This window comes from Streptomyces lunalinharesii, from assembly GCF_039532155.1.
GTDB lineage: Bacteria > Actinomycetota > Actinomycetes > Streptomycetales > Streptomycetaceae > Streptomyces > Streptomyces lunalinharesii.
Window position 1 is genome coordinate 176,590 of the sequence record NZ_BAAARK010000014.1, and the last position, 16,475, is coordinate 193,064.

Here is a 16,475-nt window from a genome sequence, read left to right on the forward strand (position 1 = left end):
GCCGCGGTTTCACCCGATGGGGTGGGAACCCCCGAGCAGCCGATGGGCCGGCCGGAACATCCCTGGGGACGTCCGGCCGGCCCATCGGGCGGGCGGTGCGGGCCGCGGGTCAGTCGCGGGCCGCCTCGGCGGGCTCGGCCGCGCCGTCGGCGGCGGAGTCCCGGACGGCGGCCGGGCCGGCGGTGCCGGGGACGGCCTCGTCGCGGTTGTCCATCTTGGCGACCAGCCCGGTCACCTGGCGGGCGATGTCCGGCGCGGTGAGCCCGACCTCGGCCATGACCTCCTTGCGGGAGGCGTGGTCCAGGAAGCGCTCGGGGATGCCGAAGTCGCGCAGCGGGACGTCCACCCCGGCGTCCCGCAGTGCCTGGGCGACGGCCGAACCGACGCCGCCGGTGCGGATGTTGTCCTCGACGGTGACGACCACCCGGTGCTCGGCGGCCAGGCCCGGCAGCGCCTCGTCGACCGGCTTGACCCAGCGGGGGTCGACGACGGTGGTGGAGATGCCCTGCTTGTCCAGCAGGTCGGCGACCTCCAGGCACATCGGGGCGAGCGCGCCGACCGACACCAGCAGGACGTCCGGACGCCCGGTGGCGGCGGGCTCGCGCAGCACGTCCATGCCGCCGACCCGACCGACCGCCTCGACGGCCGGGCCGACCGCGCCCTTGGAGTAGCGCACCACGGTCGGGGCGTCGTCGACCTCGACGGCCTCCCGCAGCTGGGCGCGCACCTGGTCGGCGTCGCGCGGCGCGGCCAGCCGCAGGCCGGGGACGACCTGGAGGATCGACATGTCCCACATGCCGTTGTGGGAGGCGCCGTCGGTACCGGTGACGCCGGCCCGGTCCAGGACGAAGGTGACGCCGCACTTGTGCAGCGCGACGTCCATCAGGACCTGGTCGAAGGCGCGGTTGAGGAAGGTCGCGTAGACCGCGAAGACCGGGTGGAGTCCGGCGGTGGCCATGCCGGCGGCGGAGACCGCGGCGTGCTGCTCCGCGATGCCGACGTCGTAGACCCGGTCCGGGAACTCCTTGGCGAACTTCTCCAGGCCGACCGGCTGGAGCATGGCCGCGGTGATGGCCACGATGTCGTCGCGCTCCTTGCCGAGCGCGACCATCTCGTCGCCGAAGACGCCGGTCCAGTCCTTGCCGCCGGAGGAGAGGGGCAGGCCGGTGTCCGGGTGGATCGGGCCGATGCCGTGGAAGCGGTCGGCCTCGTCCTGCTCGGCGGGACGGTAGCCGCGGCCCTTCTCGGTGAGGCAGTGCACGATCACCGGGCCGCCGAAGCGCTTGGCGCGGGTCAGCGCGGACTCCAGCGCCTCGACGTCGTGCCCGTCGATCGGGCCGACGTACTTCAGGCCCAGGTCCTCGAACATGCCCTGCGGCGCGATGAAGTCCTTCAGGCCCTTCTTGGCGCCGTGCAGCGTCTCGTAGAGCGGCTTGCCGACGACCGGGGTGCGCTCCAGGATGTCCTTGCCGCGGGCCAGGAAGCGCTCGTAGCCGTCGGTGGTGCGCAGGGTGGCGAGGTGGTTGGCCAGGCCGCCGATGGTCGGCGCGTAGGAGCGCTCGTTGTCGTTGACGACGATGACCAGCGGGCGGTCCTTGGCGGCCGCGATGTTGTTGAGCGCCTCCCAGGCCATGCCGCCGGTGAGGGCGCCGTCACCGATGACGGCCACCACCCGGTCGTCCCGGCCGCGGACCTCGTGGGCCTTGGCGATGCCGTCGGCCCAGCCCAGGACCGTCGAGGCGTGACTGTTCTCGATGACGTCGTGTGCGGACTCGGCCTGCGAGGGGTAGCCGGACAGGCCGCCCTTGGCCTTGAGCTTGGAGAAGTCCTGGCGGCCGGTCAGCAGCTTGTGGACGTAGGACTGGTGTCCGGTGTCCCACAGGACCTTGTCCTTGGGTGAATGGAAAACACGGTGCAGGGCGATGGTCAGTTCGACCACGCCGAGGTTCGGGCCGAGGTGTCCGCCGGTCTTGGAGACCGCGTCGACGAGGAAGCCACGGATCTCCGCCGCCAGCTGCGTGAGCTGCTCGGGCGAAAGCCGGTCCAGGTCGCGCGGCCCCTTGATACGGGTCAGCAATGCCACCCCATGCCTCCTTGCTGCCGTAGGTCGAGCTTGCCGATCAGATGAGTCTAATGTCGCGCCCGCCGCCGGCGCGGCCGGGCCCGGCGATGTATGTCACTCGGGTGACGGGCGTCTCGAACGTCGTTTCGGGTCGTCGCCGCGGGTGCCCAGGGCAGCACGCGGCCCCCTCCGGAGCGCGTCCGAGGGGGGCCGGTTTCCGCCGTGGCGCGGAGATTGTTGCCGTCTTACGACATTGCGCGGCCTCCCGGGCCCCGCGAGCGCCCGCTGCTCAACTGCGGCCGGCGGTCTTCTGGGTGCGGCGCGACAGCGAGTCGATCACCACGGCGGCCAGCAGCACCGCGCCGGTGATCATGTACTGGATCTCACTGGCCATGCCGAGCAGGTTCAGGCCCTGCTGGATCGACTGGATGACCAGCATGCCCAGCAGCGCGGACCAGATCTTGCCGCGGCCGCCGAAGAGGCTGGTGCCGCCGATGACCGCCGCCGCGATGACGTTCATCAGGGTGTTGCCGGAACCCAGGTTCTTGGTGGCGCCGCCGGAGAGGCTGGCGATGAACAGGCCGCCGAAGGCTGCGAGCATCCCGGAGATCGCGAAGACCGTGATCCGGACCCGGTTGACGTTGATGCCGGCCCGGCGGGCCGCCTCGGCGTTGCCGCCGACCGCGAAGATCTGCCGGCCGTAGGCGGTGCGGCGCACCACGAAGTCGGCGAGGACCAGGACGGCGAGGAAGAGCACCAGGGCCAGCGGCAGGCCGCGGGCGCCGGACGGCTCGTTGAGGACGTAGGCGACCGCGAAGGCGAGCACCGCGACCACGCCGGTGCGCAGCAGGACCTCGCTGAGCGGCCGGGACGGCAGGGCGGCGGCCCGGCGGCGCCGGGTGTCCAGCAGCAGCGAGCCCGCGTAGGCGAGCACCGCGACCAGCGCCAGGCCGTAGGCGGCGGCCTTGTCCTCGAAGTAGTAGCCGGTGAGGTCCTCCACCAGGCTGCCGCTGGGCGTGTTGATGGAGCCTTCCTTGCCCATCAGCCAGATCTGCAGGCCGCTCCAGCCCAGGAAGCCGGCCAGGGTGACGACGAACGCGGGCACCCCGATCTTGGCGAAGAAGAACCCGTGGAGGGCGCCGATCACGGCGCCGGCGGCCACCGCGATCAGCACCGCGAGCCCGTCGTTGAGTCCGTGGGTGACGCTCAGCACCGCCCAGACCGCCGCGCCCACCCCCGCGACCGAGCCGACCGAGAGGTCGATCTCGCCCAACAGCAGGACGAAGACGATGCCGACGGCCATGATGCCCATGCCGGAGGTGTAGACGCCGATGTTGGCGAGGCTGTCCGCGGACAGGAAGCTGCTGTTCTTGAGCTGGAAGACGACCGCGATGACGACCAGGCCGACGACGACCGGCAGGGACCCCAGCTCACCGCCGCGCAGCCGGCGCGCGAACGCGTCCAGGTAGCCGGCGAATCCTTTCTCCCGGACCAGCAGCCGGGGGTCGACGGCGGCCGGCGGCGTGGCCTCGGCGGTCTGCTGCTCGCTCATGCCCCGGCCTCCTTCTTCAACTGGTCGGTGCGTGCCCGGCGACGGGTGACAGCGTTGTCGGAGGCACCGGTGATGGCGGCGATGATCACTTCGTGGGAGGTGGCGGCGACGTCGAAGACGCCGTTGTTGCGGCCCAGTCGCAGGACCGCGACCCGGTCCGCGACGGCCTGCACGTCGGCCATGTTGTGGCTGATCAGGATGACGCCGAGGTCGCGCTCGCGCAGCCGCTCGACCAGGTCGAGGACCTGCGCGGTCTGCTCGACGCCCAGGGCGGCGGTCGGCTCGTCGAGGATGACGACCTTCGGCTCGCCGATCAGCGCGCGGGCGATGGCGACGACCTGTCGCTGACCGCCGGAGAGCGCGGCCACCGGGATGCGGACGCTGGGGATCCGGATGGACAGGGTGTCCAGCAGCTCCTTGGCCCGCTTCTCCATGGCGATCTCGTCGAGGACGCCGGCGGTGCGCAGCTCGTTGCCGAGGTAGAGGTTGGCGACGACGTCGAGGTTGTCGCAGAGCGCGAGGTCCTGGTAGACGGTGGCGACGCCGAGGTCCTGGGCGTCGTGCGGCTTCGCGATGCGGACCGGCGCGCCCTCCCATTCGATGGCGCCGTCGTCGACCGGGTGGACGCCCGAGATGGTCTTGACCAGGGTGGACTTCCCGGCGCCGTTGTCGCCGACGAGGGCGAGGACCTCGCCGGCGTGGATCTCCAGCGTGACGTCGGTGAGCGCCTGGACGGCGCCGAACCGCTTGGAGACCCCGCGCAGCGCCAGGACGGGCGGAGCGGACACGTGAATCATCTCCTTCACCGCCGTCGCTGCGGCGGGAACGGTGGTGCGAGTGCGGGGGTGCAGGCCCCGGCGCGGCGGCCGGGCGGCCGCCGCGGGAGGGGGCGGATCGGTGGCGGACGGTGCCCGCCGCCCGCCCTACTTGATGCCCGCCGCCGCGCAGGCCGCCTTGGCGTCGCCGGCGCAGATCCGGCTCGCGGGGTAGACCTTGTCCTTGACGATCGTGTCCTCGATGTTGTCCTTGGTCACGACCTGGGCGTCGTAGAGCTTGGCGGGGATGCCCTTGACCTCGCCGCTGAGGCTGTCGACCTTGGTGGGCGTCAGGGAGTCGATCTTCTCGCCCTTGAGCAGCCGGACCGCGATCTCGGCGGTGGTGTCGGCCTGCGGCTGGATCTGCTTGTAGATCGAGAACGTCTGGTCGCCGGTGAGGATCCGCTGCAGGCCCGCGAGCTCGGAGTCCTGGCCACCGACCGGGACCTTGACGCCCTGCTGCTTGAGGGCGGTGATGATGCCGCCGGCCATGCCGTCGTTGGCGGAGTAGACGCCCTGGATGCCGTCCTTGCCGAGCGAGTCGATGGCGGCGGCCATCTTCTTGTTCGCCTCGTCCGAGGACCAGTCCGGGATGTCCTGCTCGTAGACGATCTTCTTGACCTGCTTGTCGAGGACGCTGTGGGCGCCCCGCTTGAAGAACGGCGCGTTGGGGTCGGTCGGCGAGCCGTTGATCATGACGACGTTGCTGTCCTTGGCCCGGTCGCCGAGCGCCTTGACCAGCGCCTCGCCCTGGAGGCGGCCGATCTTCTCGTTGTCGTAGGAGACGTAGGCGGAGATCTCGCCCTCGGCCAGGCGGTCGTAGGCGATGACCTTGACGCCCTGCTTGGCGGCCCGGTTCACCCAGGACTTGGTGGCCTTGTAGTCGACCGGGTCCAGGATGATCACCTTGACGCCCTGCGTGATCAGGGCGTCGAACTGCTTCTTCTGGTTCTGGGTGTCCTGGTCGGCGTTGTTGTACTTGACCTTGCAGTCGGCGCAGAGCGCCTCGATCTTCTTCGTGATCAGGGGCCGGTCGAAGGTCTCGTAACGCGTGGTCTTGTTCTCCGGCAGCAACAGGCCGATGGTCTTGCCGTCACCACCGCTGGTGCCGCCGTCGCCGGCCTTGCCGCAGGCGGCCACGGAGAGGGCCATCGAGACGGCGGCGGTGCCTATGACGACGCGACGCGTCCACACATGCGCATTCATTGGGGGTGCCTCCCTGACATGGCCGCGTCGTTGCGGCCGAGGTGGCTGGAAGTCAACTCGGCCGCCAGCCGACCGTCAAGGAGTAAATCCTTAACGAGATGACAACGGTGCCATGCGTTAGGGGCGTGAAGTTAAGCCGCTCATGTCAGGGCGGGCGCGTCCGGGCTCCGGGCCCCGTCGAGCAGGCTCGAATCGCCCATCTCGCTCAGCACCAGGGCGAGCGCGCCGAGCACCTCGGCCCGGCCGCCGAGGGTGCCCGGCACGATCCCCAACTGCCGTGCGGCGCTGGGGATCGCGTACCGCGACACCGACTCCCGGATCGGCCCGAGCACGAGTTCGCCGGCCTCGGCGAGGTCGCCGCCGAGCACCACCCGGCTGGGGTTGAGCAGGTTGCACAGGTTCGCCACGCCGCTGCCGATGTGCCGGCCCACGTCGGCGATCACCCGCCGGCACCCCGGGTCGCCCTCGCGGGCCAGCTGGACCACCCCCGCCATGGTGAGGTCGGGGCCGTGGCTCGGCTGGAGCAGCGGCAGGACGTAGCGGGCCGCGGTGAAGGTCTCCAGGCAGCCGCGGTTGCCGCAGCGGCAGACCGGGCCGGACTCGTCGAGGGTGATGTGCCCGATCTCGCCGGCGGTGCCGCCCGGGCCGCGGTAGATCTGGCCGCTGATCACCAGCCCGGCGCCGACGCCGCTGGCCACCTTGATGTACGCCAGGTCCGCCGCGCCGCGCCCGCCGCCCCACACCAGTTCGCCGAGCGCGCCGAGGTTGGCGTCGTTGTCGACGTAGACCGGGACGCCGAGCCGCCCGGACAGCTCCGCGCCGGGGTTGGTCCCGGACCAGCCCGGCAGGATCGTGGTCGAGCCCAGGGTGCCGGATTCCACGTCGATCGGGCCGGGGACGCCCAGCCCGACGCCGATGACCTTGGCCGCGTCGATCCCGGTGCGCTCGATCAACCTGCTGACCAGCCGCTCGGCCCGGTCGAAGCCCTCGGCGGCGGAGGCGTCCACGTCGATCGGCTCGGCCTCCTCGGCGAGCACCTCGTGGGCGAGGTTGCCGACCGCCACCCGCAGGTGGGAGTGGCCGAAGTCGACGCCCACGACGATGCCGGCGTCGCCGGACAGCGAGACGCTGCGGGCCCGGCGGCCGCCCGCGGAGGTGGGCGTCACCTCGACGGTCCCGCCGTCCTTCAACTCACGAACGATGTTCGAGACGGTGGCCGCGGACAGCCCCGTGCTCCGGGCGATCTCCGCCTGGGTGAGCGAGCCCGCCATGCGCACCGCGCGGACCACCCGCTCCAGATTGGCCCGGTGCAGCGAGGACTGCGACCCCGGAGTCTCCATCGACTCATCCACTCCCGCCTGGGGCGGACAGTGCGACGACTGCCCGCCGGCCGCACCCACGTCATCGGGGGACGGCAACCGATTTCAACATGTGAACTCTAAGAAGAACTCCGACGGGGAAGTCTCGTCAAGGCGTTGAGCCCGGCGGGAACCGGGGTGCCCGGGCACAGCAGGGAGGGCGGTCCCACTGAGGGGGAAACCGCCCTCCCCGCTGCTGCCCGGGCGGGGCCGGCGGGCTACTTGAGCGCGCCCGCCGTCAGCCCGGCCTGCACCTGCCGCTGGAAGATGACGTAGACGAGGAGCACCGGCAGCATCGCGATCATCATGCCGGCCATCAGCCCGCCCCAGTCGCCCTGGTAGCCCTGTTGCAGCGCGAGGTTGGCCAGGCCCTGGGTGAGCACGTACTTGTCCTCGTCCTGGTTGAGGACCATCGGCAGCAGGTACTGGTTCCACTGCCCCAGGAAGTTGAAGATCCCGACGCTGATCAGGCCCGGCTTGGCCATCGGCAGCATGACCTGGAAGAACGTCCGGGCGTGCGAGGCGCCGTCGATCATCGCCGCCTCCGCCACCGACGTCGGCAGGGTGCGGAAGAACGCCGTCATGAAGAAGACGGTGAACGGCAGCGAGTAGGCGATGTAGACGGCGATCAGGCCCTGGTACGTCGCCAGCAGCGGAACGCCGGGGAAGTCCCGCAGCACGAAGAAGAGCGGGATCACCAGCATGAAGACCGGGAAGGACATGCCGGCGACGAAGAGGTAGTAGACGAGGCGGTTGCCGGGGAACTGGAAGCGGGCCAGGACGTAGCCGGCCATGGAGCCCAGCACCATCGTCCCGGTGAGCGAACCGCCCACCACGATGAGGGTGTTGAGGAACATCTTGCCGATGTTGGCCTTCTCCCAGGCGTTGACCCAGTTCTCGAAGTGGAGCTTGCCCGGGAGGGACCACGGGGAGGTGAGGATGTCTCCGCTGCTCTTGAAGGAGCTCCACAGCACCCACAGCAGCGGCATGCCCACCATCAGCGCCCACACGACGAGCATGCCGTGCGAGAAGACGTTGAGCGTGCCGCCCTCGGAGTTCCGGCGCGGCCGTGCCGCGGTGGTTCGTGTCGTCATGCGCCCTGCCCCTAGTACTCGATCCGCTCACGGCGCGCGAAGCGCATCGTGAGGACGGCGAACAGCAGCGTGACGACGAGCATGGCGACGCCCATCGCGGCCGCGTAGCCGAACTGACTGTCGCGGAAGGCGGTCAGGTAGAGGCGGAGCGGAACGACGTCGGTCGCACCGTCCGGACCGCCCATGTTGACCGACATGATCTGCACCAGCGCGAAGGCGTCCATCGCGATGATGCCCATGTAGACCCAGCCCGTCTGCACGGTGTCCCACAGCAGCGGCAGGGTGATCCGGAAGAACGTCTGCGAACGGCCCGCGCCGTCGAGCAGGGCGGCCTCGTAGATGTCCCGGGGAATGGTGGCCATGGCCGCGGAGAACAGCACGACGTAGAAGCCCACATTGGCCCAGACCATCACCAGCATGATGCAGGCCAGGGCCACGCTCCCCTCCCCCAGCCAGGCGCTCTGCAGGGAATCCAGGCCGAGCGCGCCGAGCAGGGAATTGAGCATGCCGTCGTGCGGATCCGGATTGTAGATGTTGAACCAGATCACCGAGATGATGGTGATCGAGATGACCTGCGGGAAGAAGTAGACGAATTTGTAGAACGTCGCTCCGCGGACGCCGGTGATGACCGCGCCGCGGCGGGACCGGCCGCCGACGTTCAGCATGAACGCGAAGAACAGCCCCAGTGCCAGCGTGACGATCGGCACCAACACCAGCATCACGACGTTGTGCTTGAGCGCATTCCAGAATTCATCGCTGTGCAGCAGTTTTCCGTAGTTGCCCAGCCCGACGCTCTTGGCGGTGCCGCGCAGGCCGCTCCATTCCGTGGTGGAAATCTGGAACGCCTGGACGAACGGTGAGATCACGAAGATCCCGTAGAGCAGCAGGGGCAGGGCCAGGAACCCCACGATGAATCGGTACTTGCCGTGGCGCATGAGCTCCCCGGCCCTCCCTCGTCAGCGGTGGAACGTGGATGGATCCCCGGTGGGGAAGCTCGGTCAGGTGGCGCGGTGGAACTTGGTGACGGAGCTGTCCTTGGCGACCTCGTCCGCGTACTGCTGGGCCTTCTTGATCCATTCCGCGGCCTTGAGTTCACCGGTGAGGAGCTGGCTGGTGAGTCCGCCGAGCTTTTCGTCGGTCAACTTCGGGTACCACTCCTGGAGCTGGATCATCAGGAGGTTCTTGCCGCCCTCCTTGACGGTCTTGGCGGCGGACGCCAGTCCCGGCGAGAGCTGCATTCCGTCGGTCGCGCCCTGGACGGAAGTGAGCGACTTGACCTTGGTGGCGAAATTCTGCGCGTGCTTCTTGGAGAGCATGATCCGCAGCAGTTCCATGCCGCCGAGGGGATTCTTGCCGCCCTTGGCGACGATGAACGGCTCGCTGGGCTCGGCGCGCAGCGTGCCGTGCGGCATCTTGTCGCCGGTGCCGCCGTTGAAGAGCGGGCCGACGGCCATGTCGAAGTCGGCCGGCGTGGTGGGCGCGGCCTCGTTCTCCACCCAGGAGCCGTTGGGGATGAAGGCCGCCTTGCCGCGGGTCCAGGCGGTCTGCGACTGGATGTGCGTCAGGCCCTGGCTGCCTTCGAGGAAGTAGCCCTTGGCGGCCAGTTCCTCGTAGTGCCCGATGACCTGCTTGACCGCGTCGTTGGAGGTCCAGGCGCCCGGCTCCAGGTTGTCGATGGCGATCCACTTGTCCAGGCCGCCGATCTTGGCGATCTGGGCGAAGACGTTGAAGTGGACGTAGTACGGGTACTTCCCCGGATACGTCCAGGGCGCGATGCCCGCCTTCTTGATCTCGGCGCAGAGGCTGATCATCTCGTCGAAGGAGGTGGGATAGGCCCAGCCCTTGTCCTTCAGCAGCTTGTGGGAATACCAGGTGCCGTACACCGTGAAGGCGTAGTAGAAGACGTCGAAGGTGTCCTTGTGCTGGCCCTTTTCGATGGTGCTGGGGTAGAGCGTGTCCCGGACCTTCTTCTTCGGGTCGTCGATCGACGGGGCGTCGAGCAGCGCGGTGAGATCCTGCAACTGCCCTTGCGCGGACAACGTGTTCATGTCCAGGTGGTCGGCGCCGGAGTTGTCGATCAGGTCGGGCGGATTGCCGCCGGCGAAGCGCGGCTGGAGTTTCGGACCGATCTGCTGGGTGCCGGTGTGCTTGACCGTCGTGCCGTAGGTCTTGTTGTAGTCGGCTTCGGCGTCCTTGGCGTACTGGTCGCCGAGGCCCCCCTTGAAGATGAATGCCTCCAGCGACACCCCGTTCTTCACGCCGAGCGGATTCTTGGCCGAGGTGGCGCCCTTGTTCTTGGTGCCGTCCTGTGAGCCGCCACCGCCCCCGGTGGCACAGGACGACAGGGCGCCCATGGCCGGTACCGCGAGAATTCCCAGGGCCGCGGCCCGCTTGACCAGATCGCGACGGCCTACTTCTGAGGTGGATCCCATGCTCAAGTCCTCGCCTTCTTCAGGACTCAGGCGGTGTACCGGAGCCACCCCGGCACCGCGGGTCAGATGAAGCTGAGTTGTACGGGATGTGCACCGGGCGAGCTAGGGATGTGCGGGGAATTCCGACGTCCCCCGCTTTCCCCCCGGAATCCGGCCTGGCGGTCGTACGGCCGGTATCGGACGCCGATAGGTATAGTCCACTTCCGGCCGAACGGGCAAGATCGGGCACCGAGTTGGCCGGGAGTCTTTCCCTAGTTGAGACCTCCCCGGCATGCGCCTGCGGTGCACCCCGGTCGAGGTTGCCGGGGCGGGGCGCGGCGCCGACCGCCGAGGCGGGACCGCGGGCCGCGACACGGGGGTCCGCGGCGCGCCGCCACACCCTTGACACCCGCGCCGCCGCGCACCTTACTTATCTCTGCACTACGCAACTGACAACGATGTCAATCCCGTTGAGAGGGCTCGCGCGTGCGGCACAGACACCGGCACAGTCCACTGCGGAGGATCGTCCGCCCCGCCGCCCTCGCGGCGGCCGCCCTGCTCGTCCTGGTGGGGCCGGGCGCGACCGGCCCGGCCCAGGCGGCACCGCCCCAACCCACGGGCACCGCGGCGCAGTTCCGCTCCTCCTTCGAACCGGGCCAGCCCGCACCGGACTGGACGGACACCGTCGAGACCGGCCCGGACGGCCGCCCCAGGACCGCCGGCGTCGCCCCGGCCTCCTCGCCCGGCGGGCCCGGCATGGACACCGCACCCGACACCGGCCCCGCCGACTCCCCCACCGCCAAGGCGCACGCCGGGTTCACCGGCGGCCACGCGCTGCGCTACGCCGGCACGCACACCGCCGCCGGCCGGGCCTACTCGTACAACAAGCTGTTCGCCGTGCACGTCCCCGTCACCCCCACCACCACGCTCTCGTACAAGCTGTTCCCGCAGCTGTCCGAGACCGACCTCGACTACCCGGCCACCCACGTCGCGGTCGACCTGGCCTTCACCGACGGGACGTACCTGAGCGAGCTGGCCGCGACCGACCAGTACGGGGCCCGGCTGACCCCGCAGGGCCAGGCCGCCGCCAAGACGCTCTACGTCAACCAGTGGAACAACCGGGAGTCCCGGATCGGCGCGGTCGCCGCCGGGAAGACCGTCGCCCGGATCCTGCTCGCCTACGACGCGCCCCGGGCGCCGCGGACCGCGCCGGCCTTCCGCGGCTGGCTCGACGACGTCGTCCTCGGCCCCGCGGCCCCGCAGAGGCCGCTCGCCCACCTCTCCGACCACGCCGTCACCACCCGCGGCACCCTCTCCAGCGGCAGCTTCTCGCGCGGCAACGCCTTCCCCGCCACCGCCGTGCCGAACGGCTTCACCTTCTGGACGCCGGTGACCGACGCCGGCTCCACCGACTGGCTCTACGAGTACGCGCGGAAGAACAACGCCGACAACCTCCCCACCCTCCAGGCGTTCAGCGCCAGTCACGAGCCGAGCCCCTGGATGGGCGACCGGCAGACGTTCCAGGTGATGCCGTCCACCGCGGCGGGCACTCCGGACGCCTCGCGTACCGGGCGCGCGCTGCCCTTCCACCACGAGCGCGAGAGCGCGCGGCCGTACCAGTACGCGGTGACCTTCGACAACGGCCTGCGCACCGAGATCGCGCCGACCGACCACGCGGCGGCGATGCGGTTCACCTTTCCCGGCGCCGACGCCAACCTGATCTTCGACAACGTCAACAACAAGGGCGGCCTGACCCTGGACACTCCCCCTGGGCCTGGCGGCCCGGGAGGTGCCCCCACCCACGGCGTCATCTCCGGCTACTCCGACGTCCGCAGCGGGCTCTCGGTCGGCGCCGGCCGCCTGTTCGTCTACGGCGTGGTGGACGCGCCCGTCACCGCGAGCGGACCGCTGCCGGGCGGCGGGGGCAAGGACGTCACCGGCTACCTGCGGCTGCGGCCGGGCGCGGACCGCACGGTGACGCTGCGGCTGGCCACCTCGCTGATCGGCGTCGAGCAGGCGAAGGCCAACCTCGCCCGGGAGATCCCCGACGGCACCTCCTTCACCACCGTCCGGGACCGCGCCCGCGCCCAGTGGGACGCGCTGTTGGGCCGCGTCGAGGTCGAGGGCGCCACCCGCGACCAGCTGACCACCCTCTACTCCAGCCTCTACCGGCTGTACCTCTACCCCAACTCCGGTTCGGAGCAGGTGGGTTCGCGGGTCCGCTACGCCAGCCCGTTCTCGCCGCCGGTCGGCCCGGACACCCCCACCCGCACCGGCGCGAAGATCGTCGACGGTGCGGTCTACGTCAACAACGGCTTCTGGGACACCTACCGCACGACCTGGCCGGCCTACTCCCTGCTCACCCCCGGTCGGGCCGGCAAGATGGTGGACGGGTTCGTCCAGCAGTACAAGGACGGTGGCTGGATCTCCCGCTGGTCCTCGCCCGGGTACGCGGACCTGATGACCGGGACGAGTTCGGACGTCGCGTTCGCCGACGCCTACGTCAAGGGCGTGCGGTTCGACGCCGCGGCGGCCTACGACGCGGCGGTCAAGAACGCCACGGTCGCCCCGCCGTCCGCCGGCGTCGGCCGGAAGGGCATGGCCACCGCGCCGTTCCTCGGCTACACCAGCACCGACACCCGCGAGGGAGCGTCCTGGGCGCTGGAGGGCTACCTCAACGACTTCGGCATCGCCCGGATGGGACAGGCCCTCTACTCCAAGACCCATCAGGCCCGCTACAAGGAGGAGTCGCAGTACTTCCTGGGCCGGGCCCGCAACTACGTGCGGCTCTTCGACCCCCGCACCGGCTTCTTCCAGGGCAGGGACGCCCGGGGTGACTGGCGGCTGCCGCCGGACCGCTTCGACCCCCGCGTCTGGGGTTACGACTACACCGAGACCAACGCCTGGACGTTCGCCTTCACCGCCCCGCAGGACACCCGCGGACTGGCCAACCTCTACGGCGGCCGGAGCGGCCTGGCGAAGAAGCTGGACGCCTACTTCAGCACCCCGGAGACCGCCGCCAAGCAGTTCGCCGGCTCCTACGGCGACGTCATCCACGAGATGACCGAGGCCCGCGACGTGCGGATGGGCATGTACGGGCACAGCAACCAGCCCTCGCACCACATCGCGTACCTCTACGACGCGGCCGGGCAGCCCGCCAAGACGCAGGCGAAGGTCCGCGAGGTGCTCTCCCGGCTCTACCTCGGCAGCGAGATCGGCCAGGGGTACCCGGGCGACGAGGACAACGGCGAGATGTCCGCCTGGTACGTCTTCAGCTCCCTGGGCTTCTATCCGTTGGTGATGGGCCAGGGCGAGTACGCGGTGGGCTCGCCGCTGTTCACCAAGGCCACGATCCACTTGGAGAACGGCCGCGACCTGGTCGTCAACGCGCCCGGCAACAGCGCCCGCAACGTCTACGTGCAGGGCCTGAAGGTGAACGGCAAGCCGTGGAACAGCACCGCGCTGCCGCACGCCCTGCTCGCCCGCGGCGGGACCCTGGACTTCGCCATGGGGCCGCGCCCCTCCGCCTGGGCCAGCGGACCGGGCGCCGCACCGACCTCGCTCACCCAGGACGACGCGGTGCCGGCGCCGCCCACCGACCTGACCGTCCCGGACGGCGGGCCGCTGACCGACGACACCTCCGACACCTCCGACACGGTCTCCCGCGCGACCTTCACCGTCCCCGCCGGCGCCACCGTCTCCTCGTACACCCTCACCTCCACCACCGCCGCGAAGGCTCCCGGGGAATGGCTCCTGGAAGGCTCCGACGACGGCACGCACTGGTTCCCCCTGGACCACCGCAGCCACCAACGCTTCGCCTGGGACCGCCAGACCCGCCCCTTCTCCCTCCCCACCCCCAGCACCCACCGCCACTACCGGCTCACCCTGCCCCGGCCGGCGCCCCTCGCCGAGGTCGAACTACTGGGTCGGCACTAGCCAGTTGGGGCTTTCGTGCCCCGACGGGCCGGATATCCCCTTTGACGGATAATCTTTACGTTGCAAAGATTGGGTAAATGCCGCGCCATGTCCCGCTATAGGGCATGGCGCCACCCATATCCAAACAACTGGAGATTCACGTGGGCTTCCTTCCCGGCCGTAAGCGTGGCCGCGCGCTCACCCGGCTCGCGACCACCGTGCTCGCAGCGACCCTGCTGGGCACCACCGCGGGAACCGCCGTCGCCGACACCCCGGCGGCCCCCGTCCCGGCGCCCCTGAAGAACGCCGACAAGGTGAAGTCGACGGCCCCCGGCGCCTCGAAGGCCCCCAAGGGCCGCATGGGGTACGCCGCACCGGGCGAGGTCGGCGCCCCCTTCTTCCCCTTCTCGGGCGTGGACCGCAGCGGCGACCTCTACATGCAGGAGTCCAACGGCAGCGGCTTCGACGCGCGCGACTACCGGTGGTTCGGCTGGGACGTCTTCAAGGCCGCGCAGCGGGTCGACCACAACAAGGACGGTTACGAAGAGGGCCTCTACACCTGGGACTTCAACGGCAACCTCTTCTACTCCGACTTCACCCTGGACGAGGCGGAGACCCGCCTCATCGGCGGCGGCTGGAACGTCTACGACAAGGTCCTGTCCCCGGGCGACCTCGGCGGCGCCAAGGAATCCGACATCATGGCCGTCGACAAGTCGGGCGTGCTGTACGTCTACCTCGCCCACCCCGACGGCAAGGTGACCCCGCGCATCAAGATCGGCGCCGGCTGGGGCGCGTACTCCCAGATAGCCGGCCAGGGCGACCTCACCGGCGACGGCAGGACCGACCTCGTCGCCCGCGACAAGGCGGGCGTCCTGTGGCTCTACAAGGGCACCGGCAACCCCAAGGCCCCCTTCGCGGCCCGGCAGAAGGTCGGCGCCGGCTGGAACGCCTACAACTACCTGTTCTCCACCGGCGACGTGGACCGCGACGGCAACGCCGACCTGCTGGCCCGCACCGCCGGCGGCGAGCTGATGCTCTACAAGGGCACCGGCAACGCCCGGGCACCGTACGCCAAGCCCGTCAAGGTCGGTTGGGGCTACCAGACCTACCGCCTGATGTTCTGAGGCCCGTCGCCGGCACCCCCAGGAGGGGCGCCGGTGTTGGAAGGATCACAGGACGGAACAACCCGGACACCTCCGGACACGCGGTCCGGTCGGTCCGTCGCCCGGGACCGCCGGACCCGCGTCTTCTCGATCGGTTCGCCCGTTTCGCACCGTCACTACCGAATCGTCTCCGGGGAAAAGGTTGTACGGGCGGAAACGGCGCTGGTCACGGCCCCGCCAAAGTAGTTGACACCTGAAGGAGCCGTGCGGAAGATCCTGAGCTCCGGAGACCTTCGGCGCGCCCCTGCGGGGGCGCGCCGTCGTCGTCCCGGTTCCCGTCTCGATCCCCAACCACGGAGAACTACGTGGCAATACCTTCCGGCCGCACGCGCGGACGCGTCCTGTCCCGTCTCGCCACCGCGGCCATCGCCGTCGCGCTCGCCGGCTCCGCCGCCGGCGCCTCCTTCGCGGCGGACAACCCCGGCTCGGCCGCCCGGAACGCCGTCCAGGCGACGCCGCAGGCGCCGGCCAAGGCCCCTCGGGCGATCACCGGCGTCACCGCCGGCGGCCCGAGCGCGGCCAACCCGGTCTTCACCCTCTTCGGCGTGGAGTCCTCCGGCGCCACCTACGTCTACGACGTCGACGGCTCGGGCAAGTTCACGGCCCGCGAGAAGGTCGACGACCTCGGCGACGTGCGCGCCAACCAGCAGGCGGTGGACAACGACGCCAACGGCGTCGCCGACGGCGTCTGGCTCTGGGACCCCAGCGGCAACCTGTACTTCAGCAACGCCGCCACCCCGGACAGCGTCCGGATCGGCGGCGGGTGGAACGCCTACGACAAGGTGCTCTCGCCCGGCAACCTCGGCGGCGCCAAGGAGTACGACATCCTCGCCCGCGACCGCAACGGCGTGCTCTACCTCTACCTCGGCTACCCCGACGGCAAGGTCACCGCACGCACC

At 70.2% G+C, this 16,475-nt stretch carries 10 protein-coding genes and 1 pseudogene; 3 read left to right on the forward strand and 8 right to left on the reverse strand.

Translation table 11 applies throughout. From position 1 onward, the window contains the following. Positions 1-109: 109 nt before the first annotated feature. The 8 genes from dxs to ngcE all read right to left on the reverse strand — a co-directional run bounded on the left by dxs (position 110) and on the right by ngcE (position 10,519). Positions 110-2,083: a 1-deoxy-D-xylulose-5-phosphate synthase gene (gene dxs, locus ABD385_RS22170; protein ID WP_344578839.1), complete on the reverse strand. Its 1,974-nt coding sequence runs from the start codon at positions 2,081-2,083 to the stop codon at positions 110-112. 268 nt (positions 2,084-2,351) lie between these two features. Then, complete coding sequence (locus ABD385_RS22175; RefSeq protein ID WP_344578841.1) at positions 2,352-3,614, reverse strand: sugar ABC transporter permease; 1,263 nt, start codon at positions 3,612-3,614, stop codon at positions 2,352-2,354. After that, positions 3,611-4,411, reverse strand: a complete 801-nt coding sequence (locus tag ABD385_RS22180; protein ID WP_344578844.1) for an ATP-binding cassette domain-containing protein — start codon at positions 4,409-4,411, stop codon at positions 3,611-3,613. Before ABD385_RS22180 ends, ABD385_RS22175 begins: the two co-directional genes overlap by 4 nt. A gap of 126 nt (positions 4,412-4,537) precedes the next feature. Further along, the gene (locus ABD385_RS22185; RefSeq protein ID WP_344578873.1) at positions 4,538-5,581 is read right to left on the reverse strand and encodes a substrate-binding domain-containing protein; all 1,044 of its coding nucleotides are present in this window, start codon (positions 5,579-5,581) and stop codon (positions 4,538-4,540) included. A gap of 194 nt (positions 5,582-5,775) precedes the next feature. Further along, positions 5,776-6,975 carry an ROK family transcriptional regulator gene (locus ABD385_RS22190; RefSeq protein ID WP_344578847.1) on the reverse strand — a complete coding sequence of 400 codons (1,200 nt, stop codon included), beginning with the start codon at positions 6,973-6,975 and terminating at the stop codon, positions 5,776-5,778. 236 nt (positions 6,976-7,211) lie between these two features. Beyond that, complete coding sequence (locus tag ABD385_RS22195) at positions 7,212-8,087, reverse strand: carbohydrate ABC transporter permease (RefSeq protein WP_344578850.1); 876 nt, start codon at positions 8,085-8,087, stop codon at positions 7,212-7,214. An 11-nt stretch (positions 8,088-8,098) separates the two neighbouring features. Continuing rightward, positions 8,099-9,022, reverse strand: coding sequence for a carbohydrate ABC transporter permease (locus tag ABD385_RS22200; RefSeq protein WP_344578852.1), 924 nt, complete (start codon positions 9,020-9,022; stop codon positions 8,099-8,101). A 63-nt stretch (positions 9,023-9,085) separates the two neighbouring features. Continuing rightward, a complete protein-coding gene (gene ngcE / locus ABD385_RS22205) occupies positions 9,086-10,519 on the reverse strand; it encodes an N-acetylglucosamine/diacetylchitobiose ABC transporter substrate-binding protein (RefSeq protein WP_344578854.1) in 1,434 nt (477 codons plus the stop codon). 465 nt (positions 10,520-10,984) lie between these two features. Between ngcE and ABD385_RS22210 the strand changes: the two genes are divergently transcribed. The 3 genes and pseudogenes from ABD385_RS22210 to ABD385_RS22220 form a co-directional block, all read left to right on the forward strand. Further along, positions 10,985-14,434 (forward strand): GH92 family glycosyl hydrolase, encoded by a 3,450-nt coding sequence (locus ABD385_RS22210; protein WP_344578855.1) that lies wholly within the window; start codon positions 10,985-10,987, stop codon positions 14,432-14,434. A 104-nt stretch (positions 14,435-14,538) separates the two neighbouring features. After that, positions 14,539-15,537 carry an FG-GAP repeat domain-containing protein gene (locus ABD385_RS22215; protein WP_344578857.1) on the forward strand — a complete coding sequence of 333 codons (999 nt, stop codon included), beginning with the start codon at positions 14,539-14,541 and terminating at the stop codon, positions 15,535-15,537. Positions 15,538-15,881: 344 nt separating this feature from the next. After that, a pseudogene (locus ABD385_RS22220) lies at positions 15,882-16,475 on the forward strand (hypothetical protein); the annotation flags it as partial.

Excerpts from the sequence above, each read along its gene's own strand:
- ABD385_RS22200 (WP_344578852.1), bottom strand. The coding sequence starts at position 9,022 with ATGCGCCACGGCAAGTACCGATTCATCGTGGGGTTCCTGGCCCTGCCC.
- ngcE (WP_344578854.1), bottom strand. The coding sequence starts at position 10,519 with ATGGGATCCACCTCAGAAGTAGGCCGTCGCGATCTGGTCAAGCGGGCC.
- ABD385_RS22175 (WP_344578841.1), bottom strand. The coding sequence starts at position 3,614 with ATGAGCGAGCAGCAGACCGCCGAGGCCACGCCGCCGGCCGCCGTCGAC.
- ABD385_RS22180 (WP_344578844.1), bottom strand. The coding sequence starts at position 4,411 with ATGATTCACGTGTCCGCTCCGCCCGTCCTGGCGCTGCGCGGGGTCTCC.
- ABD385_RS22190 (WP_344578847.1), bottom strand. The coding sequence starts at position 6,975 with ATGGAGACTCCGGGGTCGCAGTCCTCGCTGCACCGGGCCAATCTGGAG.
- ABD385_RS22185 (WP_344578873.1), bottom strand. The coding sequence starts at position 5,581 with ATGGCCCTCTCCGTGGCCGCCTGCGGCAAGGCCGGCGACGGCGGCACC.
- ABD385_RS22195 (WP_344578850.1), bottom strand. The coding sequence starts at position 8,087 with ATGACGACACGAACCACCGCGGCACGGCCGCGCCGGAACTCCGAGGGC.
- ABD385_RS22215 (WP_344578857.1), top strand. The coding sequence starts at position 14,539 with ATGGCGCCACCCATATCCAAACAACTGGAGATTCACGTGGGCTTCCTT.